This is a genomic window from Bacillus sp. X1(2014) (genome assembly GCF_007678255.1).
This window is the reverse complement of the sequence record NZ_VEED01000004.1, coordinates 25,625-51,981: the sequence shown is the minus strand read 5'-3', so window position 1 is coordinate 51,981 and position 26,357 is coordinate 25,625. Positions and strand designations below refer to the sequence as shown.

Below are 26,357 nucleotides of genomic sequence, written 5' to 3'. Positions count from 1 at the left end.
TACATGAAAGTAGAACCGAGATGGATTAAAGATATTAATTTATCGTTTAAAGACCCGCTTATTGCTTTAAAAGATGTCTTGTACATCATTGTACACCATACAGAAGAAATTGGTTGGGATATTAATAAAACGCATAGGTTTCAACAGGATCAACGTGGATGGAGTGGAATAGGATATAATTTTTTTATTGAGGAAAATGGTGAAATTATTAAAGGAAGAGGATACCATGTTGGAGCACATGCCTATTCATATAATGAAAAATCAATAGGTATTTGTTTAGCTGGTAATTTTGATCTTCATACTCCATCAATAGAGCAGCTAAAATCATTGAGTAAACTATGCATTTTCCTATTGAATCAATTTAATTTATCAACTGCTCAGATTCTGGGACATCGTGAATTAAAAGGAGTCACAAAAAGTTGTCCAGGTAAAAACTTTAATATGAGCCAATTCAGAGAATCTATTAAGATACAGTGGCCAAATTGTAAAGATAAAGAGTGAAATTCAAATCAAAACCAAGATGTATTTTGAGGGATTTCAAATATATCTTGGTCTAAAACATTTGGTGATTAAAAAAGGAAGTACCTTTCTAAATTAAACTTAATCAAAATAAACGGCTTCATGGGGATTTTTTAAGTATTTAAAAGCTATCTCAATTTGTGTTTTTGTATTTCGAGCTGTTGACAGAGGAGGCAGTTCGTTTTCAGCAAAGAACTTTACTTCACTTGTTTCAATTCCTTTCGCTGGCTGCCCGCCAATTATTTCACATTGAATAAATATTTTATAAACATGAAAAGCAGAAGGAGGGTGTGGATGGCACTTTTTATCGGTTACAGCTATTACTTTGATCGGTTTTACATTAAATCCCGATTCTTCTTTTACTTCCTTAACAGCGACTTCACTTGGGGTATGTCCAATGTCAGCCCAGCCGCCAGGTAATGCCCAGTTACCATCGGTATTTTCCCGGACCATCAGTATTTTATCATCCTTAAAGACTACTGCCCTAATATCAACCTTAGGAGTTGCATAACCAGTTTCACCTGCAAATAAATCTTTGATCACAGGCCTGTCCATACTTGAGTAATGTGCTAAAATGTCAACACTTATATTTCTTATGATTTCAAATCTCTCCAAGTCATAAACATCTTTTGAATACGTTAATCCCGCCTGTGCAATGGATTGAAGTTGTTTCGCCCAATCCAGCCATTTAGGTTCCAATATCATCATCTCCAGTTAGTCTAATAATACTTACTATTACTATATATATTCATCAAGCTAAAATTTGCAACACCCCTGTACTAACAAAGTCTAAAAAATATCAGCGAAGGGTACTCTCCATTTATTTGGGAAGTAACATTCGCTTTTATTAGTTGGCATTTGGATTGCTTAAATGCTTTAATTTTTCGATAGAGCGATAGGTATAGATTTTTTTCAACCGGGCGGGTTTATTGAGTTACGAAAAAGCCTAATTTCTCAAATTTAATGCTGAGAAATTGGGCTATTTATTTTAGAAATTCCTTAGCATTGTAATTCCGCATTTTCCAGATGTTCCTCCTTTGATTAGTGTAAATCGGCTTTTTCCTCCCAAATTAAAGAGTATTAGCCGGGTTAATGGTTAAAGTTACAATTGCATTATTTTTGACAAATCGGTTCAATGTGAGTAAGGTAACTTAGTAAGATGCAAACAATAGTGGATGAAGTATCTTTTATCACATTTTTCATGATAGGGTTAAAAACTCTTACTATATATGAATTTTCCTTAAAATGTTCGTAGTAGAGATAAAGTAAACTATCATTACTAGGAGGAATTATTATGTCAAACTCTCAAACTATAGATAGGGTTGAACAGCAAATGTTCGTAGATGTTATCCGTGAACGTCGATCTGTTCGTTCATATGATCCAACAGTGCAGATCTCTCGCGAAGAAATGACCGAAATGCTGGAGCAAGCAACGTTGGCTCCTTCGTCTTCGAACCTGCAACCATGGCGGTTTTTAGTCATCGATAAACCGGAGTTGAAGAAAAAACTATTGCCAATCGCGTTTAACCAACAACAAGTAGTCGAAGCTTCTGCCGTTATTGCTGTACTTGGTGATGTGGAAAGCTACAAGAAAGCCGAAAAAATTTATGGCCAGGCAGTTGAAGCAGGCTTTATGCCGGCTGATACGGCTAAATCATTCATCGAACGAACAGTTGGCATGTACTCAAACTTGCCGCCTGAAGTGGCTCGTCAAATCGTATATACGGATGGAGGCCTTATCTCGATGCAACTCATGCTTGTCGCTCGTTCCAAAGGATACGACACTGTTCCGATGGGAGGGTACGATAAAGCGAAGTTCGTTGAAGCTTTCGGAATTTCCGAACAGTTTGTGCCGGTTATGCTCATTGCTATCGGGAAAGCAACAAAACCAGGACATCCTACTACACGTCTTCCTATTGAGGATGTAGCGTATTTTAACGAATTGCCATCGGAATAATACAGAAGAACCGAAGTATTTAAAATGCTTTAGTAAGGAATGATATTAAAGAGCCATACTATACAAGTTTTAATGAACTTGTATAGTATGGCTCTTTTTTCTTTCATACAGCCCCACTATATCAAATTGATAAAAAATAACTTTAAAGTGAAAAAATTATTTTAGAATTACTTTGTAATGAAAATAACATATTGCTGTGATGAGTCTGTTATACCTTTCTAGTATAGTGAAACTATCAAATCACACTAGGAGGAAACAATCATGCTAAAGAAATTCATCATAGCCTTTACCATCTTAGCTTCTTGTGGCTCTTTGTTCGCCGCCAAGGGTGAAAAAGCGGAAGCAGCAACATACAATTATCATACAGCAGCGATTTCGATCGCGAAATCTAATCTTGGAGTTCCTTACCGATGGGGCGGGATGTCGCCAAGTGGATTTGACTGTTCAGGCCTTGTAAAGTATTCTTATGGAAAAGCAGGAAGAACACTTAATCGCACTGCTGCCCAAATGTATTATGGAAATGGATATCGACCATCTAATTTACAGATTGGCGATTTACTATTCTACGCACCGACCAAAGCGAGTGCCCCAACCCATGTAGCCATTTATATTGGATACGGGAAAATGATCATGGCATCCTCTTCAAAAGGGGTCATTATTACCTATACAAGCAACCCTTATTGGCATGCTAGATATATTGGAGTAAAGCGCGTTTAAAGATCATCGTTAATGATGGTCTTTTTTTTAATGTCAGGAAAAGTTTATGCTCTTGGGCAGTATAGGCGTAATCTCTCTTGTATATCTTCTAAGACTTCCTCTGGCACTTCCCTGATCTTGATATCCTCGCCTAGGAAAAGTAGCCAATTTGTTATTTCGGCCAATTCTTCGGGCATATTAACATTGATAAAAGTCTTTAGGATGGCTGTGGTTTGGTAAGGATTCGTATAGGAAACTGAAACTTTGAATGGATGGTATTTTTTGAACTGGGCAATCGCTTTTGGACCAAGTTCAAGGATAAGGTTGATTTTTTCTTCCCGCTTACTTAGTATTTCTAAAATCTTTTTCTTACTTACTCTTTTTTTTATCGGGTAGGGCTCAACATTGGTGAGATGGTCGACAGGAAAAATCTGCTTCTTTTCTTCCTTTAAGTCAAAGCCTTCAATCAGCCAAAGGCTTTTTTCTCGATAAAGATGCAAGAGATAAATTCGATAAGACTTGATTTCCTCCTCTTCTTGGATAGTAATCAATAAATAACGATCCAACTGCAGGGTTTGGATCAGTTTTTCTAACATCGGATGCGGGAGGTCTGATAGATCAAGTAGGTCGGGATTATAGGGGTTGGTCCCTTCAAAAAGCAAGATTTGATTTAAAAGAACAAGGTCATCTTGCTGGTTTTCTGAGAGGAGTCCTAGTAATTTTTCAGCCAAAGACTGACGACTCTTTAAATAGGGGAGCTGTTGATTTCTTGTGGCCATAAAGGCAATAAATAAGGCTTTGACTTCATTATCGGTAAAGCGGACTACAGGAAGGACGGAGTTGTGCATGACAAAATAACCCCCATCCCTTCCAACTTCAGCGACAAGTGGCATCCCCATGGCCTCAATTTCTCTAATATCTCTAATAGCTGTCGAACGAGAGATGTTAAACTCTCGCATAATTTCAGAAATGGTAAAGTGATTGCGGTTGTTGATATACCGCATGATGATATTAATCCGTTCAACTTTTTTCATCGTGACTCCTAAACAGTATCATTTTTTGACATGATTTAAGGTTATGATATATCCATCAAGTGAAGAAAACAAGACATTTGAAATTTTTAAAGAAGAGGATGGTTTTAAGGATGGCAGAATATACAATAGAAGAAAAAGACGGCTTTACCGTTATTGGTATTGGAACGGAGCTTAAGAGTCATTACACAGACTTTGCAGGGATAAGCAAGGAAAAGGCTGTCTTTTGGCAGGCTATCAAACAAGATGGAAGGCTGGACTGGTTAAAATCTATAGCAACAAATGACTACATTTTTGCCGTGAACGAAGCGGTGAATAACAAGATGATGCATTATGCTGGCGTCATGACAGAGGCATCCGCACCAGAAGGAGACAGAGTGATCCAATTTCCTAAGGGGGAATACCTAGTTGTAAAAGGGGAAGGGAAGACGGCTGATGAATTGCATAATACGCTTGCCGGCGTTGCCTTTGGGCAAGTTTTGCCAGAAGCAAAGAATTTTGCTTATGTGGGTGGGCCCAATGCAACGGTTGAAATGGGTCAGAGAGACGGCTTAGTTTTTGGGGATATGTGGATTCCTGTTGTTAGGAAATAAAGAGATAAAAGGAGGATGGACATGTCTTATATCGTTGATTTTAAAAATGTGTCTACAGTTGGCTTAGAGTCTTCGCCGGTAGCAGAAACGCTTGCTGGTTTACGTGCAAATGAAGCCCGTTACTTTATGAACAAATACAAGCATGAATTTACGGTGGTACCAGCTAGTGAGTCCAGCGAGACCCTTGATTATGTAAACCGAATTTTGAAAGAAGAGCGTGATATTGAATTTGCGGCCAAACCATTAGAAACATCGCGTTTCCAAGTGGAAAATATCAATTGGGCTTACGTCTTCTATGAGGATGGTCTTGAGGTCAACGTCTTGTATACGATTGATGGTCCGAAGCCGAAGCGGGCTGTTGGTTTTAAGCTTTCAGAGGGGATGGAGGTACCAAAGGAGTTAGAAGGAAAATTTAAATTCGCTAGGCAGAAATCTAAACTAGCTGGAACCATTCGGGGCTCGTTTTTTGTAATTAAAAGGGAATATTAAAGTAAGCAAAAGCGCGACTAGAGGAACTTTAGCAAAATGTGAAAGCTGCCAATTATGGTGGCTTTTCTTATTGGACGAAAAGTTAAAATGTTTTCTCTAAACCATTTTCAATATAGATTGTGTTTTTTAATCCTGTTTGGTTTTCCAGATATTCAAATAGATTTCTTGCTGTGCTTCTGATCTTTACGCTCAGACCTGGGTTGTCAAATAGACGTGCAAAGCAGCGGAGGATCAGTGTATCATTTTCTGAGAACAAATGATAATAGACGGTTTCTTTCTGTAATTTCGAAAAACAGTGGATAAATAGGTATTCATCTGTTGGAACTATTCCTTTTATTAAAAGTTCTTTTTGAACGATTCGTTTTATTTCCGCCATTTGATTCTCTGATAAATTAATTCTCATTCAAGTATCACCTTTTTTATTTTGATTAATATTTCATCCAATTTCATTATACGAAAGTCCAAGTTCGCCTGTCACAAAGCGCGAATTAGTTGAGAATATCTTTAAAGTTTTAACAAAGGATTATTAATTTCCTTTATAATAATAACAAACAAAAAATAGATTATTTAAGGATAGCTGGTAACTTGAAAACAAAAGTAAAATATAAAACCTGGATACGAATTTACAAACTACTAATTTTTTTGGTTATTTCACTAAGCCTTCTCTTGATAACATTATTCCCTGTTAATATATATCTGCGAGTCTTGTTAGGGATGTTAGCGTTGCCTTTTATTTATATAGTATTTATACTTTCTTATTCTGTTTACCAATTTGCACCATTCGGGGGTAATTTTCAGTCGAAAATACATGATTTAATTGTTGCCAAGGTGAATGGGGCTGAAGAAGGAAAAATACTAGATATAGGAACAGGCAGTGGTTCACTGATTATTAAACTGGCAAAGACTTTTCCTAGGTCCTTCTTAACTGGAATTGATTATTGGGGCGGGAATTGGGAATATTCGAAAGCTCAATGCCAACAAAATGCTGAAATTGAAGGGGTCTCTGATAAGATTGAATTTCTGAAAGCAAGTGCTGCAGAGCTCCCTTTTAAAAATGATAAATTTGATATAATTGTAAGTTGTCTAACCTTTCACGAAGTAAAAGATCAAAGAAATAAAACTGAAGTAATGTTAGAGGCATTAAGAGTGTTAAGGCCAGGTGGTGAATTTGTCTTCTTTGATTTGTTTATGGATGAAAAAATCTTTGGGGATCAAGAAGAGCTCTTAAATGACCTAAAGAAACATGGAGTATCTGAATTGAAAAGCAACAAACTTGCTAATGAAATGAAATTGCCAAAGCTCTTATTGAACAAGAAAGTATTAGGAAATGCAATGATTTTGAGTGGAAAAAAATAATTCATGGTATTTTTACTGGATTCATCTAATAAAAATTATGGGAGTAGCCAAGTAATATAATGAAGATATTTAAGCTGAAAAAAAGTTTTAAAGGTTTTAAAAAGGGTACAGAATTCTATTTGATTGCTGAATCTGAATTTATTGGAGTAAAAGATTTTGTTTTACGAACGAAAGACTTAGCAGTCAGGATTTCAATTAATGAAAAGGAGCTTCATAAAAATTTTATTTTATTGAAGAATAGTTCAGGGATTAATTCTATTGAATTAACTGATGCTTGACTGCATGATTGTAACGCTGTTGCGGCAGCCTTTTGTTCTTGTTCCACTAACTAGCTTAATATAAGAAGGTAATAGGATTTAAAAAGAAAAGGAGTAGCAAGTGAGCTACTCCTTTTCTTTTGATTTGTGATTATATCAAACTTATTATTTATTTTATTGGACCTTTAGTAATCTCAGTAAGTTTAGAATATGGCAAAGATTTTTGAATTTAAATCTGTAATGCCAAAGCCAGATAATCTCAAAATTCCTTATCTAATCGTTGCCATAGAGGCTATGAAGACACCATTGCTCGCATTATAAGGGAACAACTGGAAATTGTTTTTTACAAAATGTTGTTAATTAGACGTTCAATGGAAGAAAATCAAGCACTTAAGAGAATTGCTGTCATGTTAAGTTGGGGAATTTACGGAGCATCAGTAGAATGGAGAAGAAATAGAGGGGTACCACCAGAAGAATTTATCAAACCACTAATCCCTTTTATTATGCATGGGATTGATTGTGAGCCTATAAGCCAATGACCTAAGCTAACGGTTGCTTGAGTTAAAGAAGAATAAGCTGCTTTTTGCAGCTTTTTTCTTGTTCCATTAATGATGTACTCTGTAATCTTCAATCGTTAATTTCTTATTAAGTAAATAGATAAATGCTTAAAAATGCTTAAAATAGTAAAAAACACTTAAAAATAATTAGCGAAATACGCATAAATGTTTATAATAAATATATAAGGAGGTGCTTCTTTATTTATCAAGAAGAACGATTATTAAAAATACTAGATTATCTCAAAACCCATAACCAAGTCTCAAATCAAGAAATTTGTAGCATGCTTAACATTTCAAGGGATACCGCTAGAAGAGATATTATCAAATTGGTTGAAGAAGGAACTGCAATAAGAACCCATGGTGGCATAGCGTTACCTCATTTTAGAAAGGAAATAAAAGCATATAAAGAACGTTTAACCTTTGCTTCAAGGCAAAAGTATCTAATAGGAAAAGAAGCTTCAACGTACATCATGGATGGTGAACTGTGTTTTATTGATGTCTCAACAACAATCAAGTTCTTATGTGAACATTTAAAAGTAAGTTCGACTCTCTATACTCATTCACTTGATAATGCAGAAATTTTATCAAAAAAGGAGAATGTAGAACTACACTTACTTGGGGGAACTTTTAATCAAAAAAATCGTTTTTTTTATGGGCCTGAAATGACTTCACAATTAAATGATATTTGCTTCGATAAAGCCTTTTTTGGGTCTGCAGGAATTTCAAGTGATGGAATCTACTTTGCTGATCAGGAAGATGCTTATATTAAAAAAATCGTATCGAAACGTGCAAAACACGTATTTCTACTGGCTGATTATGAAAAGTTCAATAATACAAGTTACTATAAAGCAATGTCTTTTTCTGATATAGACACTTTAATTACAGATAAAGAGCCTCCAAAAAACATTGTGCAATTATTAAATAATCATGGAGTTAAAGTTGAGATAGTAACAGAAGAAGTTGAAAAATAAATGGCACAAATTGCAGTAGATATAAACAAAACTTAGAAGAAGTCATTGGTGGTTAATTAAATAGAGGAGGACAATAAAACATGGAACTTAAAGCTATTTTTAGCGACATCGACGGAACTTTATTAAATTCAAATCATCAAATTACAGAAGAAACAAAAAAAGCAATTTTAAAAGTTGTGAACAAAAATATTCCCTTTGTACTCGTATCAGCAAGAATGCCAAGTGGCATCCTACATCTTCAGCAAACGTTATCCATTGATTCTCCTATAATATGTTATAGTGGTGCTCTGATTTTGGGTCCAGATAATGACAATGGAGAAAAAACAATCATTGATAGCATCAGTTTATTACAAACAGATGTACAAGAAATTTATAAAATAGTCAATGAAATTTACTCAACCATTAATTTTAGCTTATATAGTCATAACCAATGGGTGGTTAGTGATAGTCAAAATGAATGGGTTATACAAGAAAAGGAAATTACAAATGCTTCTCCAATTCATCGACAACTCCCTTCATTTATTAAAGGAAACCATGATATTCATAAATGTTTGTGTATGGGGGAACCACAAATAATTACTCAACTTGAATCTACATTAAAAGATAAATTCCCAAATTTAACTATCTATAAGTCAAAGGATACCTATTTAGAAATCATGTCAGGTAATGTTTCGAAATCTAATGCTATTAAAAAGCTAGAGAACCTATATCACATTACAAATCAGGAAATCATGGCCATTGGAGATAACTTTAATGATATGGATATGTTAAAATACGCGGGTTTAGGGGTTGCGATGGGGAATGCACCAGATGAGGTAAAGGGGATCGCTGATGAGGTCACATTGAGTAATAATGAAAATGGTCTAAAACATACTTTACAAAAGTATTTTGATTAAAAGGAGACTAAAATTTTTATCCGATTTTAACAGAGTTAAATATATAAATTCTTATCAAACAAGAAAGATTGTGAAGTTTAATACTTAAACAAACCGGTACGTATGCGGAATTTTAACTGATAGATAGGTTATACTATCTCCATATTTGGGGGTGGTTTGATAAAAATGTTAAAAATTCTAACTGCATTGTTCGTCCTATTTTTTTCTCATTTTGGAATATTACAGGCACGAACGTTTAAAGAAGTATCCTATCCGTGTAGCGTAGTTCTCCATCCAGTTAAAGGTTTCCCCAATGCAAAAGGCAATGCTTTGATTACTAAAGTTAAAAGGCCCTATACATCTTCATCAACGAGTCCTGTTAGAGAACGAAAGGGCATAGGTATTTATGCGGATTGGCTCCCATTACCCTCTTCGTTCGGGGCATTTGATCAATATGAGGGATTTGCACAAATAAAAGGTGAAATCAGTTGGCGATTTAAGATGTATTTAGTTAAAGAGAACGTTCCAAGCTGGTTTGGTGGTAATCCTTGGGTTGGTAAAATTGATGAGATCTCTGCGGAGTTACCAGTTAATACAAGCGTGGAAGTACGTCTTTCAAATTCGAAAACCAACAAGTTAGGACCAATTATTTTGCAAAACACCCTTCATAGATGCCATAACTAAAGATTATTTTTAACCACGAGCCACAGGGAAACGTCTGAATGTACGTCAGAAGCATTATGAAGGATGACAATCATGGCATTTGGGTCAATTGGACCATTTTGTATCGAATAAATATTTGCAATGGGGGCACTCAAGTATCCTGCGCTAATTACCTGTTCATTTTTATGTGCTTCTAATCGAAAGTCCAGATATTCACCATTATTGATCCGGATGGCAGGTATCCACGTATAACGTTTAAACCCATGGCCAAGGTCCTCTTCAATCGCATTTTGGCAATTCAAATCAATACGTCTCCTATACACCGAGTCATGAGATGTTTTCTCTCGATTTGTATAATGCAGCCATCCATTAACGGGTAGACTCATTCGGATCAACTCCCAATCTATTAAAATAGTGGCAATTTCATAAAAAAACAGTCTTTATATAATACATATTTAACGAAATGAATGATATTCCAGAATTCACTTCAAAAAGCATGAACTTATCTTAGTGGATATTCTTTATTTGGTAAAAGGTCCTTAAGAAAATAGTACCATATTAGTGATTGGTATAATATGTCTAATTTACGACAACATTTCAATTATTCAATTAAATTTTCGAAAAGGGGAACGATTATCATTTGTTCGGTACACGTAGGTTATAACAATGGACATCAATATATATATGGAGGTGAGGTTTATAAAATTCAACGAAAAAAGCATACTAGCAGTAAAAACTATTGGAGTGAGAAAATTGAATTTGGATAGATGGATATTAGTATTGATCATATTAACTTCTATTATAGTGCTATTAAAATTTGTACCTCTTAAAAAGCTGAGAGATGCCGTAATTTTATTTTTATCACTTCAAATGTTAACATGGCCATTGGGTCTAATTGCTGTAGAGATGAAATGGATCGAATATCCTGTTCAGTTATTGCCAAATGAGAATCAAACTAATAAATCAAGTTTATTGTTTGAATATTTTTTATTCCCACTTTTAGCAATTCTTTTTAGTTTGTATTTTCCTAAATCTAAAAATAAAATGGTTATTGTTATGTACTATCTAATAATTACAGGCATATTTACTATTCTTGAGGTAGTGATCGAAAGGTACACGGATCTAGCACATTATAATACTTGGCGTTGGTACTGGACTTTTATATCGGTTTTGATTGTCTTATTTATCAACCATTCCTATTATTCATGGTATAAAAAAGACCTCGTGGCAGTAAGCAAAGTAAATTATGAATAAAGAATTACTTGTTTTGATTATCTCGTGGACAGTAGCTATTGGAATGTTATGGTGGAAAATCCCAAGGAATAGGGTGAGGGAAGCCCACCTTGTTTTCTTGTTTGCCCAAGCGATAGGATGGTTGTACGTATTTATTCAAACTAAATTAGGGAATATAATCTTTCCATATCGTGAGTTTCCTTACGCATCTGATATGTTAATTTCTTTGCATTACATTATTTATCCAACTTTTAATGTCTTTTATATTTTTTGGTTTCCAAAGAATAAGGGGAAATTTGTACGAATCTTCTATACCTTGATATTCATTGGTATACATCAACTGTACGAATACTTTTTAGCTCGCTATACAGATTTAATTGAAAATAAGAACTGGCATTGGTCATACGGCTTACTGACAAAACTCATAATTTATTTCATCATTTTAAGCTTTTACAAATGGTATAAAAAAGGATTAAAGACACCCAATTAAAATGTTATCAAATAGAAAATTCACAAAAAAGATAGTTGAAATTTTCCGAAGGGACAGCCCCCAATTGTAAACGGGGACTGTCCCTTTTTGTAATTAGATAATTAACCTTTTAAGCTAGCTGCATAAACTTTCAAATAAAAAATGTTAATGTATTACTGAATTTTATTCTTCTTATGTTTTATAATTGTGAATTATATTTAGCGATGAGTTGATAAATGATAAAAAATTCGATAATATATAAGATATACAAAATTTAATTCAAATAAGGTTATTGAGGAGCTGCAAAATGGCAATTATTCTTGACGATTTTGATAAGGCAATATTGAGAGAACTGCAGGAAGATGCATCAATTTCAAATCTAAATTTATCAAAAAAAATTGGGCTTTCACCATCGGCTTGCCTGGCAAGAACAAAAAACCTGGTAGAAACAGGTATTATTAAAAAGTTTACGACGATTGTCGATGAGAAAAAACTGGGAATTGAAGTCACAGCATTAGCTCTCATTAATTTATCACCTCTGAATAGGGAAACCATTCATTCATTTTTAGAGGACATAAACAAATATCCGCAAGTTCAAGAGTGCTACACACTCACAGGAAGCCATGACTTTATGCTAAAGATTGTAGCAAAGGACATGGAGAGTTACCGGAATTTTATCATTGATTCATTAATGGAGAATCCTACAATTAATGGAGTTGACACAAGTATGGTTATGAGTACAGAAAAAAGAACTGTCAGTGTGCCAATTGACGAAGTTTAGGAGGTTACGGCTTTGAATGCAAACAAAGAATCGTTAGATTTAAATTCTCTTAGGATATCAAATCAAATAAATAAAAGAAATCAAATATTGATTGCATTTCGTACCGCTTTCCCATATACAGTCCCAATTTTTGCAGGATTTGTCTTTTTGGGAATCGCTTATGGAATTTTTATGAATTCATTGGGCTTTGGTGCAATTTACCCGATTTTGATGAGTCTACTAATATTTGCAGGTTCAATGGAATTTGTGGCAGCTAATTTTTTGCTTATGGCTTTCAATCCGCTACATGCGCTACTACTTACATTAATGGTAAATGCGCGACATTTATTTTACGGCATTTCCATGCTGGATAGGTACAGGGGGGGTGGGAAGAAGAAACTCTACATGATTTTTGGACTTTGCGATGAATCTTTTGCGATCAATAGTACGATGAATGTACCGAATAATGTCGATAAAGTATTGGTTATGTTTTTTGTTACACTGCTTAATCATTCCTATTGGGTATTAGGTGCAACTTTAGGTGGTATTTTTGGTTCTTATATCAAGTTCAATACGGAAGGGCTCGATTTTGTCATGACTGCTCTTTTTGTGGTGATTTTTATTGAACAATGGATGAAGGAAGAAAAACATATAAGTTCGCTTGTAGGTCTGGGAGCTTCCATTGTCTGTCTCATTATTTTTGGAGGAAACCATTTCATTATTCCTGCTATGATTGCAATCCTAGGATTGCTTACCCTGTTTAGAAAGTCATTGGAGAAAGTTGAGGCTAAAGCTATATGACAATGAATGTAACCCAGCAGATTATTATGGTTGCCATGGTGGTTTTAGGCACAATGCTTACAAGGTTTCTTCCATTCATCGTTTTCCCATCAGGTAAATCAACACCGAATTATGTACAGTATCTTGGAAAAGTGCTGCCAGCGGCGGTCATTGGACTTTTGGTCATTTATTGTTTTAAGGATGTAAGTTTTACAATCTGGAAGTCATGGTATTCCTGAAATTATTGGAGTAGCAGTAGTTGCATTGCTTCATTTTTGGAAGAAAAAGATGCTCCTATCAATTGCAGGGGGAACAATTGTCTACATGATTTTGGTTCAAATGGTTTTTTAATCAAACTGGAAACATTTAATCAATCAAAGGGGTAGGTATTGGTGAAGAAAAAAATTGATGAGTATCAAATTTATGAAAAACACTACGAAGAAATTTATAAGCAAGTTAAAAACGATCCGTATGCTCAGTCTTTAGGCATTCAGTTAACGAAATTTGAGGCAGGTTTTGCTGAAGCAATGCTTGATGTGCAAAGCCATATGGTAAATGCATATGGAACGGTTCACGGAGCAGTGATATATGCTTTAGCAGACCATGCCTTTTCGGTAGCATGTAATGCATATGGAAAAACCTCAGTAGGACTCTCAACAAACATCCAGTTTATCTCCGCAGCTAAACCGGGTGACAAGATAGTAGCCCGTGCAACGGAAATTAAACGAAACTATCGTACAGGATTCTACCGAATCGACATTTATCATGAACAAAATTTAATTGCTACCATGGAAGGAGTGTCATATCGTAAGGATCATTATTTTATCAATCTTGATGAGCAAATTTGAGTATAAATAAATTGTCCACCGGATTTCCTATAACTGGATATGAGACAAGTCAAAGGTCAGGCGTACCTAGAAAAATGATATATGAAGTAGGAGCAAAAATTATTAAAAAATGGAGCCGTTTTTACAGCGGCTCTCTTTCCTTTGACATTCGTAGCTTTACCAACAGAAGAATTAACCAACCGATTGCGTAATAACTTCGATTAATATGTTTAGAGATAAACAGAAACAAACAGAAGTTGGTTATCACAAGATTGTGAAGTGGTTCACTTAAGCTAATGGGAGGTTTACCTTAACAACGAAGTAAGGTATTTATTATTGAACGTAGCAGGTTACTTGAATAAAATGTGGTTTTTTATACTCTGAATTGGAATAATAAGCATGGTAAAGGGGGTGAAAAGGTTGGAAAAATTAATAAAGAACTTGGAACAGAAAAACACGACCGTCATCGTGGTGGATGTGCAAAACGATTATTGCCATCCCAATGGAGCAATTGCCAAAAGCGGAAGCGATGTCAGCGCGGTCAAAAAAATAATGCCGAGCTTGCAAAACTTGTTGGATGCGGCAAGAGAGCACTCCGTTCCAATCATTTTTTTGCAGACGAATCATGATAAGTCGACTGATTCCGAGGTTTGGCTTTCACGATTTCCGGATGGTGTCAACCCGATTTGCCAGACGGGGAGCTGGGGAGCAGAATTTTACGAAGTTGCGCCAAAGTCGAATGACATCATTGTGAAGAAGCATCGATACAGCGGGTTCGTTCATACTAATCTAGAGTCCATATTGCGAACTCTTAAAATCGAAACCTTGATTTTAACAGGAGTCAGCACGAATCTTTGCGTGGAATCAACCGCCAGAGACGGGTTTATGCTGGATTATCGAATCGTGCTCTTGAAAGATGCCTGCGCGGCTTTTTCGCAGGAGGAACACGATATGACCTTAAAAACCGTGGATACCTATTTTGGAATGGCGGCTGATACGGAACAAGTTGTTTCCTTTTGGCGGAAGCACGCTCCCCAATCCCCCCAGTTTTTGACCTAAACGGTTGATGGGTAAAAAACGACCATGCTTATTTTGACAAGCCCCAACAATTAAAAACAGTGGTAGCCTAGGATGATTAAATAAAGTTCTAGCCTGTCGCTGTTTTATTCTATTCGATATTTACTTACCCTTTCTCCAGCAGGCAAGTAGGTAGGACAGACAATCGTCCATTACTGCGGGTATCCTGAAATGTAAAACCACGCCAAATTCTCTGCGTTATCAATCAAGTGAATCAATGCAGAAGTTAACCCGTGCAGCGAAAGAAAATCATATAGTTTACGATATGCTCAAACAATCAACCCTCAAAATAAGTGGCATACTTATCTGATAGGGGTGTGCCATCAGTATTTAGTGCACTAATAACTACATCAATTCCAGGCATTACATCTACTATATCATCCTTGTTTAAAACATTCCCTTAAATAATGGTTAATTATTGACTCAATCTGCCGAATTGTTTAATGTAAATGAAAAAAATAGAGGTGCTTAATGGAAATTTTTTATGATGATAAAAATCATCTGCACATAGGTTATTACGAGGATAATTGTGATTAAGAGTCGATAGCATTTAAAAGACAAGAGAAAAATAATCATGTAAAATATTTAACTGTTTTGTGGAAGGGGTTTTTTAAATGGAAAACATTCGAAATATCTACTGTGTAGGAAGGAATTATGAATCACATGCAAAAGAATTGAAAAATGATATTCCAACCTCGCCTTTTTTGTTCTCTAAGCCGACGCACGCTTTGGTGGAGGCGTGCGGACAAGAGATTAATTTGCCGGGTGACCATGGGATTATTCATTTTGAAGTGGAATTGGTTGTACATATCGCTAAGTCATATAAAAAGGGAATGAAAGTTGACGAACTTGTTGACCGTATGGCGCTGGGGATTGATTTTACATTAAGAGATGTGCAAAGCGAGTTGAAGAAAAAGGGATATCCTTGGCTGCTTGCAAAAGGCTTTCCAAACTCTGCTGTATTAACCCAATTTATTGAGTTTCCAAGTATAGAAAAATGTAAGCAATTCGATTTTGCTCTTTGGAAGAATGGTGAGCAAGTACAGCGAGGGAATATTCAAAATATGATTTTCGACTTACAGACCATTATTGATTTTAGTGCGTTACATTTTGGCCTTGGGAAAGGAGATATCATTTTTACAGGAACGCCTGAGGGGGTTGGACCTGCTGCAGATGGTGATCGATTTTCTCTCAATTGGGGAGAAAATACACTTGGGGAGTTTTCCGTTTCTTTGAAAAATAAATAAAAAAGTAAGCTAAAGAAGGAGATAAACTTTTCGGTTTTTGGATCAAAAATACACTAATTCCTTTATCAGGAAATTCATTACCTTTTCAACATCTTCAATTGTAATAGCTTTATTAGTTGCTTTCGCTTTACCCTTTGGTTATCAAAAAATAATTGATTACATTTACTAACTAGGGGCATGCTCTGCCAGCTAGGAAACCAGATGGCAAAGACATCTGGTATGCTAGCTAGTCTAGCATACCCACCTGTCCTAGTAATGTTGCTAGTATGGATCTCTTATACTAATTAGAAATGTGCCCTGATTTAGTGATTAGTCTACTGAACCTTATTTTTTTGACCAGTTAAGTGTAGCCCATTCAACGCATATATAATGAAATGGCATCAATTTGCTAGTACACTTTGATACTCTTCCTTACTTTCAAGAACACTTTTTGCGTAAGGACATACAGGAATAATATATAAGTTTTCATCTCTTGCATAAGCAGCTATCTTGTTTACTAATTTTTTGCCTAATCCACGACCATTATGTCCCTCGTATACAACTGTATGGTTTACAATAATTAAATTTCTTCCATTTACATCTTTTCCGCTTGGTATAAACTGAATTTTTGCAATAATTTCCTTAGATTCCTCAATATAGAATTCATTCTTGCCCATTTTAATTTCAATCATTTCCTCATTCTCCTAACTTTTTTAGTTCTGTTTATTTTTGCTCATAAGTAAGTGCTTTGCTTGGACAGCGATCAATCACTTCCATGATTTTTTCAGCTGTTGCATTCCGTGGTGATACCCAAGGTCTTTTCTGGGTATTGAATACACTTGGCAATCCCTTTACACATTCTGCTGCATGTTTGCAAATATTGGGTTTCCAATATATTTTGATACTTTCAGCTTCATAAGTTTTAATATTTTCGCTCATAATATCCTCCTTCTAATAGGTCGGTGGAAATAATAATTTTAAATTACTCTTAATTCTTCCTCTAATCTATATTTTACAAAACTTTATGATGGGCTTTTACCAACAAACGAGCCACTTGGTAGCAACATGATAAATTTTTGAAAAACATTATTAATTTAATAGTACTTTATGTAATGAGGAATCTCCAATTTGAGACTTGTTATTTAAAAATAAAATAATGTAGACGTAGTGAGATTATTTATAATTGGATTTTATTCCACAGAAATATAAACAGTAAAGGGGCAGCATAACAACCAAAAGCAGATTGAACCTGCACAACTTCTTAAAGTAACGGGTAGCTTTAGTTGAAGAAAGCCACTGATTTTAATTAGTGGCTTTCTTGTTTAATGGATGACTTCTTACAATTAACTATTTATTCAATCACGGCAAAATTCTAGTTACTTAATTCCATTAATAATTCGTGAACAATGTGTTGTTCAAAATCTTTTGGCTTATCCAATAGTATTCCTCTTCTTGAAGCAGCTGCAATTATTAGTCCTAATTCATAGTACATATTTTTAGAAACTAATCCTTTGGAAATCATTTTCTTCACTTCATAATAAAATTGAATCAAAAAATCACTTGGTAATTTATCGTACAAAGACACTTTTAACACACCTACTATTCCTACTATACTAATAGGAATAATAGCAATTAAAACTCTAATTGAAAAGAGTTTTTCGCCAGATTCATAATTTTGTCTTTTAAGTTTGAGTATTTCAGGAAATGAATTATGATAAATTTAATCCCATTATTGAAAAGACAAGAGTATGACTCTACTCATACATAATATAGAATTATAATTAAGGAGTGGTAGAAATGGCACGTGTTTTATTTATTAATGCCGGATCAGAAGGGCATATCAATCCAACGATTGGAGTTGTCCAAGAGCTTGTTTCGCGCGGGGAAGAGGTCGTCTACTTTACGATAGAAGCTTTTCGAGATCGACTGGAGAAGGCGGGAGCAACAGTCCGTACATTGGACGGTCAAAAATTTATTAAAGCCTTTATCTCGGGTGGAAGAAATTATTTACTTGAAAGAATTAACGGTCTTTTACATACGGCAGATATTGTCATACCTAGCGTACTCGAACAGATTGAGGGAGAACATTTTGATTACATCATTCATGATTCCATGTTTGGTTGTGGACGTATACTTACCCAAATTCTTAAGATTCCGGCCATCAATTCTTGTACTTCCTTTGCGGAGACAAAGGAATCATTCGATAAAGTGTTGGAACGGCTTTCTAAAAATATTCCTACTGAAGTAGTTAAAGAAATTAACAATGAATATCAAAGCTTGACAGCAATGATTAAGGAAAAATATGATGTCGAGATCAATTCTCCTTACGAAGTTTTTTGTAATCCTGCCCCACTTACAATCGTGTATACAACTAGAGAGTTTCAACCTTCCGGAGAAGCATTCAACCAAACTTACAAATTTATTGGTCCATCCATTTCAACACGAGAGACCCAAGAAAACTTTGACCTCACAGCAATCAATGGAAAAAGCCCCATTTATATTTCACTGGGTACGGTCTTTAACAGAGCCATTGATTTTTATAAACTTTGTTTTGCTGCATTTGGAAATAGCGATCATACGGTTGTTTTGTCAATCGGGGAACAAACTCCACTAATCGATTTAGGAGAGATTCCACAAAACTTTATTGTAAAAGAATATGTTCCACAAACGGATGTGTTAAAACACAGTAAATTATTTATTTCACATGGTGGAATGAATAGTACCAGCGAGGGTTTCTACTACGGGGTTCCGCTAATTGTAATCCCACAAAGCGCGGATCAGCCGATTATTGCCAGGCAAGTGGCTAATCTCGGAGCCGGTATTACATTACCAATGCAAGGCTTGAGTGCAAATCAACTACGTGAAGCCGCAAATCATGTGTTAAACGACCCATCTTTCCAAAAAGCTATTTCAAATATAAGAGAATCCATGCAACAATCGGGTGGATATCACCAAGCGGTTGATGAGATTTTTGAATTTAAACGTCAAAATGATATATAAATGTCAAAAATAAAAAAAAGGATAGATTCTGCATCGCCGAACAGCTTAAAATGGTAAATGTTGATGATGAAGATTCAAAATTTAACAAAATCGGAGGAGTAATAATGGCAAAACCAAACCTATGTCAAAGCTGTGGCATGCCCATGAAAGTGCCAAGTGAATTTGGAACTGAAAAGGATGGTACACCATCAGAAAAATACTGTCACTATTGTTACCAAAATGGTGAATGGGTTCAGCCTGATTTAACATTCGATGAATTTTATGCATTCAGTTTAAAAAAGTTTCAGGAATCAGATATGAATCGGATTGAAAAATTTTTTCTCAATAAAATGTATACAAAAAAATTCTTAAAAAAATTAGAGCGCTGGCGCTAAAAACCACTAAAACATGCAGGATCTTTTTTGTTTTATACTTAGGGTGATTTTTGAAGAAGGGATTCTTGCCAGTAAATCGAATATTTATTGTGAAAATATTAATAATGACTGGTGGTGGTTTTATGTCTTTTCCTAAATCTAGGTTTGAAACGATTAATGGAATGGAAGTTCATTTTACAGAATGGGGAGATTCACAGAAACCTGCTGTGGTATGCTGGCACGGATTAACTCGAAATGGGCGAGACTTTGATATATTAGCCCGCCATTTATCCCAAAACTATTATATTCTTTGTCCGGACACAATTGGGAGGGGATTGAGCCAATGGAGTTCGTCTCCTGAAAAGGACTATTGTTTTGAAAATTACAGTAACCTGGCGATTGAATTAATGGACCATTTAGGAATCGAACAAGTCCGATGGGTTGGTACCTCGATGGGGGGAGCCATTGGGATGCGAATTGCTGGTACCACTAATCACCAAAACAGGATTTCACATTTAGTGTTAAATGACATTGGAGCAGGTGCATCTGATAATGCTGTTCAAGATATTGAGGGCATTAAACGGATTATTAGCTATGTGGGGAATCCTCCACAATTTAAAACCTTTAGTGAATTAAAGAAGTATTATCAAACCATTTATACCACATTTGGTCTGGCGAATGAGCAGGAGTGGAATGATTTTACCCGATATTCATGTAGAAGAAGAGATGAGGGTGGAATAAGTCCTGATTATGATCCCAACATTGCTTTGCAATTTCAGCACACAGAAGATTTAAACTTATGGACCTACTGGGAAGTAATTCAATCTAAAATCTTACTTATCCGAGGAGAAATTTCCGACCTTCTTCCTCTTGATGTTGCCGGAAAAATGAAGCAAAAACCAAACTGTCAAATGGTAACGATTCCAAAACTAGGCCATGCCCCAGCTTTAAATACAGAGGAACAAATTACCATCATTGAGAATTTTCTTAGGTAAATTGAAATTTAATCTATTTTATTAGGGATGGATACTGAGGACGTAGTTATGGATGGTTTAGTTTAAGTATATTCATTCAAAAAGTTTATAGAAAAAGCCGAACATCCTGTGAGAAATATGATGTTCGGCTTTATTTCTTTGGCTCAGTTAAACGATTGTGTTGTTATTTGTATAAAACGAACTGCTGTTCTGTTATAGTGATATAAATAAGGACAAGAGTGAGTGGTTTCCAATGGCGTTAACAGACATTATTCAAAAACTCAATACTGCAGACCAACTTCGTTTGAAAGAGTTTTCCACCTATTAACTTTTTTCACTTTTATTCATCCTACTCTTCAATTTTTCTTCAGTAGACGAACCCTCGACAGGTGTATAAATGCTACACCAAAGGTCTGTATCCCCATGAACTTGTAAAGAAGTTAAATTAAAAATCATTTTACCTGCCTTAGAATGTCTAAATTCAATCAACACTTCAGGAGCCATATTTACTTGATTTTCTTGCCATAACGATTGAAAATCTGGATTAAGATTGGACATTTCTTCAAGAAATTGAGTGTACCATTCATCCCCCATATTTTGCCCATAATAAACCCTAAAGATGGAAAGAAATCCTTTCACAAAATGCTCCCAATTGACAGCTAAAGCCCTCAACTCTTTCCTCGTAAACACTAAGCGGATCAAGTTTCTTTGTTCAATGGGAATTTGTTCAAAATCCAGAAAAACATAAGCTGCAGCAGGATTCCAACCAACGATTTGGAAATGTCGGTCTGTAATCAGTGTGGGACAGTATTTTAATTCTGTTAAAATTTTTTCTAAAGAGGGGGAAAGTTTTGTTTGTAAAACCTCATGTTTATACACATTTGTGTTTACTTCTAATGCTAAATCATATAGATACTTTCGTTCATCATTATTTAACTGTAGAGCAGATGCTATAGAGTCTAGAACAGAAGACGAGACCTTTATATCTCGCCCTTGTTCTAGCCATGTATACCAGGTAGTGCTCACTCCTGCTAACTGGGCGACTTCTTCCCTCCTTAGACCTGGAGTTCTCCGCCTAATGCCCGTTGGTAATCCTACTGTTTGAGGTTGTATATTTGCACGTTTTAACTTTAAAAATTTTGATAGAGCTTCTAATCTTGTTTTACTATTCATATTAAATTACTCCTGTCTTAAAACGATAATCATATTACTAATTATACTATGATAAACAACAACTTGTAATAGGATAAATACGGTGCCAAAATATAGATAATCTAATAACGAGGGGGAATCATTATGGAACGAGTTGTGATTACAGGGATGGGAGTCGTGTCACCCTTGGGAAACAATGTTGAAACATTTTGGAGGAATTTAACCGAAGGCAGGTCTGGAATTTCTTACATTAATACATTAGACGTAAGTAAACATAAAACCAAAATTGCTGGATTAGTTAGGGATTTCAATGCTGAGGATATACTTGGTCAGAAGGATGCAAGGCGTATGGATAGATTTTGTCAATTTGCTCTCGTTGCAGCTGAACAAGCATGGAACGATTCCAATCTGAACATTAAGGAAATAGATTTAGAGCGTCTTAGTGTATATATTGGTTCGGGAATAGGTGGAATTGAGACTTTGATGCAAAATATTGATGTACTTCGAGAAAGAGGACCACAAAGGGTAAGTCCAACAATGGTGCCTTCGATGATAGCAAATGCTGCTTCAGCACAAATAAGTATCAAATGGGGGGCATTGGGACCTTCTATGGCACCTGTTTCCGCCTGTGCAATTGGAAATACAGCCATTGGAGAGGCATTCAGAATTATTCGGTATGGTACGGCTGATGTAGCATTTGCTGGAGGAGCTGAGGCAGCCATAACAGAATTGTCTCTAGCCAGTTTTGGGAATGCAAAAGCGTTATCTTCGAGGAATGATGAACCAAGTACTGCTAGTCGTCCTTTTGATGCGAATAGAGATGGATTTGTAATGTCTGAAGGTGCAGGTATTTTAATACTTGAATCTTTAACACATGCTTTACGCAGAAATGCACGAATTTATGCTGAAGTAATTGGATATGGTGCTAGTTCTGATGCATATCACATGGTTTCTCCACATCCAGAAGGTAAAGGAGCCTATCTTGCAATGAAAATGGCTTTAAAAGATGCGTCCATTTCTACTGATGATGTAGATGTAATTAGTGCTCATGCAACAAGTACAGAGATAGGTGACATATCTGAAACAAATGCTATTAAAAAATTGTTTGGCGAACAAGCATACAGGATACCAGTTACGGCAAATAAGTCGATGACAGGCCATTTATTAGGAGCAGCTGGTGGGGTTGAAGCGATTGCATTAGCCAAAAGTCTCCAAGAGGGCATCATTCCGCCTACTATCAACTTAGAACACCCTGATCCATCATGTGATTTAGATTATGTACCAAACGTAGCCCGACAAACAAATCTCAAAATAGGAATCTCCAATTCTTTTGGTTTTGGCGGGCATAATGCAGTAATTGCCTTGAAAAAGTATGAATTGTGAAAATAGTTTTAATAGAGAGAGTGAAGAAATGTACTTACTATCGGGTTAACTCTCTTTAATAAGAATAAAATCAAGGACCTTATTTGTGGTCCTTGATTTATTTTTAAATATCAACAATATTATTTTATAGACCATTTATTAATGTGGTTTTTATATATTAACATATGCAATAGACGTTTTCACCGAACTACACTTAACATCAAATAAATTGCCCATAATAATCTACCAGTCAATTCGATTTCCATCTCTAAAGAATCCTCCGTTAGGTCCTTCAGGTCCAATCGTCGCTAACCAAAGGATGGACTCCGCCGCTTGCTTAGGAGTTCGTGGAGCAGATGGCCCACCCATATCTGAGCTTACCCATCCCGGATCGACCGCGTTTATTTTGATATCACCATTAATTTCTGCTGCTATTAATTGTGTCAGTCCATTCAAGGCAAGCTTGGACAACTTATATGCGCCTACTCCAGGATAAGACATTTCGCTCAACGCCCCAAATTCCGAAGAAACATTAATAATTCTTCCATATCCTTGTTCTTCCATGATGGGGATAAAGGAGCGGATGACATGGTATGCACCGAAGAAATTCGTTGCCATCGTTCGCTCTAGAATGGAAGGGTCCATGGCCACTAACTTTTTATTCTCATCCAAATAGACACCAGCATTATTAATCAATACGTCTAATCTTCCATACCGCTCATTTACTGTAATCGCAGCTTGACGGATGCTTTCTTGGTCATCTACATCCATCACCACAAACGAAACATCCAGATTTAACTCCTTAAGTTTTTGGGTAGTTTCCTGACCCATCTCCGGATCCCGACTTGCCAAAATGACCTTAAAACCTTTTAAAGCTAATTGTTTGACCAGTTCATATCCAATTCCTCGATTCCCGCCGGTAATAAGTGCAACTTTTAGATCCTTTGCCATTTTTATTCCTCCATTTATGATGACCACTTTCCCAGATTTACCGAAAGGATGTGGTCATCATTGCCATTATGATGATAAAGAAGTTGAAGGTTAAATAGAAAGTTGTTTTGCAGGACTATACTTATAATTTCTTAGTAAAATAGTTACCAAACTTAGTATCAATGATAGGATTCCCACTAATACCACATAATGTGTACCCATTTCTGATATAAATAACCCGCCTACCGCTGCTCCAATGGTTGTTCCAATGTTACAGGCTGATAAAAATAAGCCATTGGCGAAATCAGGCGCTTCTGGAGCGGCAGATATAATCCAATATTGATTTATATTACCACCTATCCCACCTAATATTCCCCAAATTAAGGTAATGAAGGCCATAGGAAAGGTGAACTGGCCAAATGAGAATAATAGGATGTATGTGATCCCTAATACAAAAGGGAAAGATGCGACAAATTTGTTTGCATTTTTAGTCAGTAATCTCCCTGCGACAATGTTTCCAATAATATTGGCTCCACCGAATATGAATAACATCAAACTAATGGTATTCGAAGACATATTAGTAACAGTTTTCAGATACTCAGCAAAATAACTATAAACGCCAAATACGGCAGAGTTTAATAGAATGACAGTCATGATAGAAAGCCATGTAATAGATTTTTTTAAGACTGATAATTGTGCCCCGGAAGAAAGTCGTTCCTTAACAGGGATCGATGGTACAAATAGTAACGTGGCAATGAATACAATAGCATTAACAATTGCAAAGAATGCCATCGCCATTTCAAACGAAACGGCACTAGCTAAAAAACTTGCAATTGGTACACCGACTACCATACCGGCTGATACTCCTATGAATACTTTAGAAATGGCCTTTGGAGCTTCTTCTTTACTTACTGAGGCTGCAGCTACTGTAAAGGCCAAAGAACAATAAATTGGATGAAAAATGGCTGGAATGATCCGAGCAATTAATAGAATGGTAAAGTTGGATGTAAATATGGATACGATGTTCCCCAAAACGAAAACACCGAGTACAAGTAACATGACCTTCTTCCGATTTATACAGGAAAACAATAACGGCATCGTTGGACCGGATATTGCAACAACAAGGGCAAACAGGCTTACCAGCCATCCAGCATTTGAAATGCTGACATGAAAGTGTTCAGCAATGGCAGGTAATATCCCGATAACTCCCATTTCGGTATTTAAGATGCCAAATACTCCTATAGTCAATATGAAAATTAACAAATTACTTTTTTTAGTCAAAAAAATATCGCCCGTCTTCTTTAAAGACATGTTTATTACCCCCTGTAATGAGCATTATTTACAGGAGTTAGTATAAACGTTAGAGTTAACTCTATATCAAGGAGAAAATTTAATGTAAAAAAAGAAATTAATTTAAGATCATATCTATTGACCTTTTAATCTAGATTATAAAGTTTTTTTTGACTTACGTCATTAGGAGGAAATGTGCATGGCAGGGGCTAATGTCCATAGGCCGGTTCTTACGGACAAAACTCGTCTAGCGACAAGGAGAAATGTCCGCAATACCGGTTCTTACGGACAAAACTTGCCTAGCGGCAACGTGAATGTCCGTAATACTTTCGATTCGTGGTGTTTGATACTTTATAACAAAAAAAGCACAATCTATCAGAAATTAGCCTTAATTAATAGTAGAAATTTCTATTTTATCATTTTTGTGAATATCTTCCGTTCCGGCATCTAATGCAGTCTTATAATATAAGCATTTATGCTCAATTACTTCCATTGTTTTCTTTAGTTCTTCCATTTGTGCTTCTACATTCGCTTTCCGTTCCATAAACATGTCATATCTTTGTTGCAAAGTCGAATCTCCATCAGAACACCAATCAATGAAATTTTTAATTTCCTTAATAGGCATCCCGGTGGATTTTAGACATTCAATTACTTTTAAAGCACCAATATCGGATTCTTTAAACAATCGTGTTCCGCTAGGTGTTCGTTCTACAAAAGGAATAAGACCCTCCTTGTCATAGTAACGCAATGTATATACTGTAAGATTTAATTCTTTTGCAACTTCGCTGATAGAATAAGTTTTCATCATTTATCCCCCATCTTTTTGATGTAGACTTCGAGTTAACTCTATGGTGTGGAGAATTTTATCATGCTGAATGCTTAATGTCAAAGATCATGTAAACATAAAAAGGGAAATTAAAAGTTCAAAACTTTATTCACTAAATTACTTGACCTAGAGTT

General features: G+C 35.7%; 32 protein-coding genes and 2 pseudogenes. 23 read left to right on the top strand and 11 right to left on the bottom strand.

Annotation, left to right across the window (positions count from 1 at the left end; all coding sequences use genetic code 11):
* The first annotated feature begins 3 nt into the window (after positions 1-3).
* Positions 4-501, top strand: coding sequence for a peptidoglycan recognition protein family protein (locus FS608_RS10005; protein ID WP_144549531.1), 498 nt, complete (start codon positions 4-6; stop codon positions 499-501).
* 99 nt (positions 502-600) lie between these two features.
* Here FS608_RS10005 and FS608_RS10000 read toward each other — a convergent pair whose 3' ends face one another.
* The gene (locus FS608_RS10000; protein WP_144549529.1) at positions 601-1,218 is read right to left on the bottom strand and encodes an NUDIX hydrolase; all 618 of its coding nucleotides are present in this window, start codon (positions 1,216-1,218) and stop codon (positions 601-603) included.
* A gap of 595 nt (positions 1,219-1,813) precedes the next feature.
* Between FS608_RS10000 and FS608_RS09995 the strand changes: the two genes are divergently transcribed.
* Positions 1,814-2,476, top strand: coding sequence for a nitroreductase family protein (locus FS608_RS09995; RefSeq protein WP_144549527.1), 663 nt, complete (start codon positions 1,814-1,816; stop codon positions 2,474-2,476).
* A 261-nt stretch (positions 2,477-2,737) separates the two neighbouring features.
* A complete protein-coding gene (locus tag FS608_RS09990) occupies positions 2,738-3,193 on the top strand; it encodes a C40 family peptidase (protein WP_144549525.1) in 456 nt (151 codons plus the stop codon).
* Between the two features lie 44 nt (positions 3,194-3,237).
* Here the strand turns inward: FS608_RS09990 and FS608_RS09985 are convergent, their stop codons facing one another.
* Complete coding sequence (locus FS608_RS09985; protein ID WP_144549523.1) at positions 3,238-4,206, bottom strand: helix-turn-helix transcriptional regulator; 969 nt, start codon at positions 4,204-4,206, stop codon at positions 3,238-3,240.
* Positions 4,207-4,316: 110 nt separating this feature from the next.
* Here FS608_RS09985 and FS608_RS09980 point away from each other — a divergent pair, with 110 nt between their 5' ends.
* A complete protein-coding gene (locus FS608_RS09980; RefSeq protein ID WP_144549521.1) occupies positions 4,317-4,796 on the top strand; it encodes a GyrI-like domain-containing protein in 480 nt (159 codons plus the stop codon).
* 21 nt (positions 4,797-4,817) lie between these two features.
* Complete coding sequence (locus FS608_RS09975; protein WP_144549518.1) at positions 4,818-5,285, top strand: phage tail protein; 468 nt, start codon at positions 4,818-4,820, stop codon at positions 5,283-5,285.
* An 82-nt stretch (positions 5,286-5,367) separates the two neighbouring features.
* Here FS608_RS09975 and FS608_RS09970 read toward each other — a convergent pair whose 3' ends face one another.
* Positions 5,368-5,688, bottom strand: coding sequence for a hypothetical protein (locus FS608_RS09970; RefSeq protein WP_144549516.1), 321 nt, complete (start codon positions 5,686-5,688; stop codon positions 5,368-5,370).
* 182 nt (positions 5,689-5,870) lie between these two features.
* Between FS608_RS09970 and FS608_RS09965 the strand changes: the two genes are divergently transcribed.
* The 6 genes and pseudogenes from FS608_RS09965 to FS608_RS09940 all read left to right on the top strand — a co-directional run bounded on the left by FS608_RS09965 (position 5,871) and on the right by FS608_RS09940 (position 9,985).
* Entirely contained in the window at positions 5,871-6,641 is a 771-nt protein-coding gene (locus tag FS608_RS09965) for a class I SAM-dependent methyltransferase (protein WP_144549514.1), read from the top strand.
* A 59-nt stretch (positions 6,642-6,700) separates the two neighbouring features.
* Positions 6,701-6,919: a hypothetical protein gene (locus tag FS608_RS09960; RefSeq protein WP_144549512.1), complete on the top strand. Its 219-nt coding sequence runs from the start codon at positions 6,701-6,703 to the stop codon at positions 6,917-6,919.
* Between the two features lie 239 nt (positions 6,920-7,158).
* Positions 7,159-7,437: pseudogene (locus tag FS608_RS09955) on the top strand (TetR/AcrR family transcriptional regulator); the annotation flags it as partial.
* A 161-nt stretch (positions 7,438-7,598) separates the two neighbouring features.
* Positions 7,599-8,426 (top strand): DeoR/GlpR family DNA-binding transcription regulator, encoded by an 828-nt coding sequence (locus tag FS608_RS09950; protein WP_313958712.1) that lies wholly within the window; start codon positions 7,599-7,601, stop codon positions 8,424-8,426.
* Positions 8,427-8,506: 80 nt separating this feature from the next.
* Positions 8,507-9,322 (top strand): Cof-type HAD-IIB family hydrolase, encoded by an 816-nt coding sequence (locus tag FS608_RS09945; RefSeq protein WP_144549508.1) that lies wholly within the window; start codon positions 8,507-8,509, stop codon positions 9,320-9,322.
* A gap of 165 nt (positions 9,323-9,487) precedes the next feature.
* The gene (locus FS608_RS09940) at positions 9,488-9,985 is read left to right on the top strand and encodes a YoqH family protein (protein WP_260871635.1); all 498 of its coding nucleotides are present in this window, start codon (positions 9,488-9,490) and stop codon (positions 9,983-9,985) included.
* Here FS608_RS09940 and FS608_RS09935 read toward each other — a convergent pair.
* Positions 9,982-10,350, bottom strand: a complete 369-nt coding sequence (locus FS608_RS09935; RefSeq protein ID WP_144549504.1) for a hypothetical protein — start codon at positions 10,348-10,350, stop codon at positions 9,982-9,984. The genes FS608_RS09940 and FS608_RS09935 overlap by 4 nt on opposite strands.
* A gap of 280 nt (positions 10,351-10,630) precedes the next feature.
* Here FS608_RS09935 and FS608_RS09930 point away from each other — a divergent pair, with 280 nt between their 5' ends.
* The 8 genes and pseudogenes from FS608_RS09930 to FS608_RS09890 all read left to right on the top strand — a co-directional run bounded on the left by FS608_RS09930 (position 10,631) and on the right by FS608_RS09890 (position 16,357).
* The gene (locus tag FS608_RS09930) at positions 10,631-11,218 is read left to right on the top strand and encodes a CBO0543 family protein (protein ID WP_313958708.1); all 588 of its coding nucleotides are present in this window, start codon (positions 10,631-10,633) and stop codon (positions 11,216-11,218) included.
* Positions 11,211-11,687, top strand: coding sequence for a CBO0543 family protein (locus FS608_RS30745; RefSeq protein WP_144549500.1), 477 nt, complete (start codon positions 11,211-11,213; stop codon positions 11,685-11,687). The genes FS608_RS09930 and FS608_RS30745 overlap by 8 nt, the downstream gene beginning before the upstream one ends.
* Positions 11,688-11,973: 286 nt before the next feature.
* Positions 11,974-12,447 carry an Lrp/AsnC family transcriptional regulator gene (locus FS608_RS09920; RefSeq protein ID WP_144549498.1) on the top strand — a complete coding sequence of 158 codons (474 nt, stop codon included), beginning with the start codon at positions 11,974-11,976 and terminating at the stop codon, positions 12,445-12,447.
* Positions 12,448-12,459: 12 nt separating this feature from the next.
* Complete coding sequence (azlC, locus tag FS608_RS09915; protein WP_144549496.1) at positions 12,460-13,227, top strand: azaleucine resistance protein AzlC; 768 nt, start codon at positions 12,460-12,462, stop codon at positions 13,225-13,227.
* A pseudogene (locus tag FS608_RS09910) lies at positions 13,224-13,557 on the top strand (branched-chain amino acid transporter permease). The gene azlC and the pseudogene FS608_RS09910 overlap by 4 nt, the downstream one beginning before the upstream one ends.
* Before the next feature lie 41 nt (positions 13,558-13,598).
* Entirely contained in the window at positions 13,599-14,054 is a 456-nt protein-coding gene (locus tag FS608_RS09905; RefSeq protein ID WP_144550065.1) for a PaaI family thioesterase, read from the top strand.
* Positions 14,055-14,453: 399 nt separating this feature from the next.
* Positions 14,454-15,092 carry a cysteine hydrolase family protein gene (locus FS608_RS09900; RefSeq protein ID WP_260871633.1) on the top strand — a complete coding sequence of 213 codons (639 nt, stop codon included), beginning with the start codon at positions 14,454-14,456 and terminating at the stop codon, positions 15,090-15,092.
* 632 nt (positions 15,093-15,724) lie between these two features.
* Positions 15,725-16,357, top strand: a complete 633-nt coding sequence (locus tag FS608_RS09890) for a fumarylacetoacetate hydrolase family protein (protein ID WP_144549492.1) — start codon at positions 15,725-15,727, stop codon at positions 16,355-16,357.
* Between the two features lie 380 nt (positions 16,358-16,737).
* Here FS608_RS09890 and FS608_RS09885 read toward each other — a convergent pair whose 3' ends face one another.
* The 3 genes from FS608_RS09885 to FS608_RS09875 all read right to left on the bottom strand — a co-directional run bounded on the left by FS608_RS09885 (position 16,738) and on the right by FS608_RS09875 (position 17,921).
* Complete coding sequence (locus FS608_RS09885) at positions 16,738-17,028, bottom strand: GNAT family N-acetyltransferase (RefSeq protein WP_260871632.1); 291 nt, start codon at positions 17,026-17,028, stop codon at positions 16,738-16,740.
* Between the two features lie 31 nt (positions 17,029-17,059).
* Complete coding sequence (locus tag FS608_RS09880) at positions 17,060-17,275, bottom strand: (4Fe-4S)-binding protein (protein WP_144549490.1); 216 nt, start codon at positions 17,273-17,275, stop codon at positions 17,060-17,062.
* 433 nt (positions 17,276-17,708) lie between these two features.
* A complete protein-coding gene (locus FS608_RS09875) occupies positions 17,709-17,921 on the bottom strand; it encodes a hypothetical protein (protein WP_144549488.1) in 213 nt (70 codons plus the stop codon).
* A gap of 212 nt (positions 17,922-18,133) precedes the next feature.
* Between FS608_RS09875 and FS608_RS09870 the strand changes: the two genes are divergently transcribed.
* The 3 genes from FS608_RS09870 (at position 18,134) to FS608_RS09860 (ending at position 20,684) form a co-directional block, all read left to right on the top strand.
* A complete protein-coding gene (locus FS608_RS09870; RefSeq protein ID WP_144549486.1) occupies positions 18,134-19,336 on the top strand; it encodes a macrolide family glycosyltransferase in 1,203 nt (400 codons plus the stop codon).
* Positions 19,337-19,440: 104 nt separating this feature from the next.
* Positions 19,441-19,710: a zinc ribbon domain-containing protein gene (locus FS608_RS09865; RefSeq protein ID WP_144549484.1), complete on the top strand. Its 270-nt coding sequence runs from the start codon at positions 19,441-19,443 to the stop codon at positions 19,708-19,710.
* Positions 19,711-19,832: 122 nt separating this feature from the next.
* Entirely contained in the window at positions 19,833-20,684 is an 852-nt protein-coding gene (locus tag FS608_RS09860; protein WP_186328671.1) for an alpha/beta fold hydrolase, read from the top strand.
* Between the two features lie 303 nt (positions 20,685-20,987).
* Here the strand turns inward: FS608_RS09860 and FS608_RS09855 are convergent, their stop codons facing one another.
* On the bottom strand, positions 20,988-21,836 hold the full coding sequence (locus FS608_RS09855; protein ID WP_144549480.1) for a helix-turn-helix transcriptional regulator: 849 nt from the start codon (positions 21,834-21,836) through the stop codon (positions 20,988-20,990).
* A 123-nt stretch (positions 21,837-21,959) separates the two neighbouring features.
* On the opposite strand from FS608_RS09855, the gene fabF reads away from it, so the two are divergent.
* Entirely contained in the window at positions 21,960-23,198 is a 1,239-nt protein-coding gene (gene fabF / locus FS608_RS09850; RefSeq protein ID WP_144549478.1) for a beta-ketoacyl-ACP synthase II, read from the top strand.
* A gap of 222 nt (positions 23,199-23,420) precedes the next feature.
* On the opposite strand, the gene FS608_RS09845 is transcribed toward fabF, so the two are convergent.
* The 3 genes from FS608_RS09845 to FS608_RS09835 all read right to left on the bottom strand — a co-directional run bounded on the left by FS608_RS09845 (position 23,421) and on the right by FS608_RS09835 (position 26,202).
* Positions 23,421-24,128: an SDR family oxidoreductase gene (locus tag FS608_RS09845; protein WP_144549476.1), complete on the bottom strand. Its 708-nt coding sequence runs from the start codon at positions 24,126-24,128 to the stop codon at positions 23,421-23,423.
* A gap of 90 nt (positions 24,129-24,218) precedes the next feature.
* A complete protein-coding gene (locus FS608_RS09840; RefSeq protein ID WP_144550061.1) occupies positions 24,219-25,388 on the bottom strand; it encodes an MFS transporter in 1,170 nt (389 codons plus the stop codon).
* A 397-nt stretch (positions 25,389-25,785) separates the two neighbouring features.
* Entirely contained in the window at positions 25,786-26,202 is a 417-nt protein-coding gene (locus FS608_RS09835; RefSeq protein ID WP_144549474.1) for a MerR family transcriptional regulator, read from the bottom strand.
* Positions 26,203-26,357 lie beyond the last annotated feature (155 nt).